Origin of the sequence: Actinoplanes sp. NPDC048791, from assembly GCF_040650095.1 — a bacterium.
In the GTDB taxonomy this organism is placed as follows: Bacteria; Actinomycetota; Actinomycetes; order Mycobacteriales; family Micromonosporaceae; genus Actinoplanes.
Map to the genome: position 1 here is coordinate 1 of NZ_JBEZGQ010001254.1, position 2,160 is coordinate 2,160.

Annotated in this window: 2 protein-coding genes and 1 pseudogene; 1 reads left to right on the forward strand and 2 read right to left on the reverse strand. The window is 74.0% G+C overall.

What is annotated here, in order from left to right:
• Positions 1–741 (reverse strand): 23S ribosomal RNA methyltransferase Erm (gene erm, locus AB0C29_RS45050; protein WP_360834042.1); only part of this gene is annotated, 741 nt, incomplete at its 3' end.
• Between the two features lie 326 nt (positions 742–1,067).
• Between erm and AB0C29_RS45055 the strand changes: the two genes are divergently transcribed.
• On the forward strand, positions 1,068–1,799 hold the full coding sequence (locus tag AB0C29_RS45055) for a class I SAM-dependent methyltransferase (RefSeq protein WP_360834044.1): 732 nt from the start codon (positions 1,068–1,070) through the stop codon (positions 1,797–1,799).
• Here AB0C29_RS45055 and AB0C29_RS45060 read toward each other — a convergent pair.
• Positions 1,784–2,160 (reverse strand): annotated as a pseudogene (locus tag AB0C29_RS45060) (sodium:proton antiporter); the annotation flags it as partial. The gene AB0C29_RS45055 and the pseudogene AB0C29_RS45060 overlap by 16 nt on opposite strands.

A 2,160-nucleotide genomic window follows, 5' to 3' on the forward strand; every position in this document is an offset into this window, starting at 1 on the left:
CAGACCCACGGGAACGCCGGTGGCCAGCCGGGCCGCCCGCACCGCCGCGGAGACGCGCCGGTCGCCGTACCGCCGGGACAGAGAACCGTGCAGCGACCCGCCGACGCCGGTGAAGCCCACCTCGACGAACCGCCGGTAGGCGGGGAGGGCCGCCGGTTCGACCAGCGGCACCGGCCGCCGCTCCAGGCGCAGGATGCCGCCGTCGACCCGTGGCACCGGGCGGAACGCCGATCGGGGGACCCGGCCCGCGAGCGTCCAGCTCACCTGCGGCCAGGTGCTGATCGTGAGCCGGGTCCACCGCCCGTAGTCGCCGGTGCGTTTGCGGGCGTACTCCAGCTGGGTGAGCAGGGTGGCCGCGGTCAGGGTGCCGGCGTGCAGGCACCAGTCCACGACCGCCGACGTCAGCGCGTACGGGATGTTGCCCACCACCGCGAACGGCCGGTCCGGCGGTGTGGCCCGCAGGAAGTCCGCCACCCGTACGGTGACGCCGGGCAGCACCGGCAGCCCGGCCGCCACCTGCGGGTCCACTTCGTAGCTGACCAGGTCGCGGGTGTGCCGGGCCAGCTCGCCGGTGAGGACGCCGCGGCCGGCGCCCACCTCGTACACCAGGTCACCGGGCCGGATGCCGGCCGCGGCGACCACCTGGCGCACTGCGCGCGGATCGGAGAGGAAGTTCTGGCCGAACGCCCGGCGCGCGCGGGCGTGCTCGCGGCCGGCCGGTTTCGAATGGGGTAGTGCCATGGCCGTGGTCCTGTCTGCCGCCTTCTCGGCGGCGAACGCGGACAGGCGTCATCGTGGCCCGTCCGGTGGAAGAGGACGCGGAGGGCCCTGGCGCAGCAGGCGGCTCTAGGCGGTGCGGCGGCGCAGGGCGCGACGCCGGAAGCGCAGGCGGGACGAGTGCAGCGGTCCCCGCGCCACGGGCATCAGAGCCCGGCCGAGGAGAGCATGCGTCGTAGGCATCCGGTGACCCTAACCTCGGCCGCCGGGGCCGGTCATGTGGTTTTCCACCGGCGCGCCGCGGGGAAAAGCGGTGGCGGCCCGGGCGCGGCTCTGGTTGCGTGCAGGGGATGACCGACTTCGATGATCCCGCGTTCTTCGGCGACCGCTGGGCGGGTCGCTACGACGATCTGAGCCAGGGGCCGGACCCCGCGGCGGCCGTGGACTTCCTGGCCGGGATGGTCCCGCCCGGGGCGCGGATCCTCGAGCTGGCCATCGGCGGCGGCCGGGTGGCGATCCCGCTGGCTAGCCGGGGCTTCGCCGTCGAGGGCATTGAGGCGTCGCAGGCCGTCGTGGACAAGCTCCGCACCGTGCCGGGCGGCCAGGACCTGCCCGTGCTCACCGCGGACATGGCCGACGTGTCCAGCACCGGGCCGTTCCCGCTGGTGTACGTCGTCTGGAACAGCCTGTTCAACCTCACCAGCCAGCAGCGTCAGGTGGACACGTTCCGCAACGTGGCGCGGGTGCTAGAGCCCGGCGGGGCGTTCGTGCTCGAGTGCTACGTGCCCGACCCCACGGCCTACGACCGGCAGTTCAGCACCGACGACGTACGGGAGGACTCGGTCGGCTTCACCCTCACCGTGCACGACCGGATCGCCCAGCGGATCCAGATGCAGCACGTGACGGTGGACGGCAAGGGCGTCCGGCTCCTGCCCACCGCCCACCGCTACTGCTGGCCGGCCGAGCTCGACCTGATGGCCCAGCTCGCGGGCCTGCACCTGCGGGAACGCTGGGCCGACTGGGACCGTACGCCGTTCCGCGCCACCAGCGGGAGCCACATCTCGGTCTACGCCAGGCCCTGACCGAGCGTGCTCGCGGCGGCCTGCCGCAGGTCGATGTCGCCGATCAGCCGGCGAGCGGTCTCCTCGTCCAGCTCCCGCCGCATCATGGCCTCGCTGACCGCCAGCCGCTGCTGGTCGTAGCCGTCGCCGGCCGCCGTGGCGATCTCCACGCCCCGGGCCAGCATCATCCGGGCCTGCTCCTCCTCGCCGCGTACGTCCAGCCGCAGCCACCGGACCAGCAGGCGGATCGTGGTCCCCTGCAGCAGCAGGGTGCCCAGGGTGACGAACAGTGCGATGGCCTGGATGGCGTCGCGGCCCGGGACGGATTCCGGGACCGCGGCCGCCGCGGCCAGGGTGAGGATGCCGCGCATGCCCGTCCAGC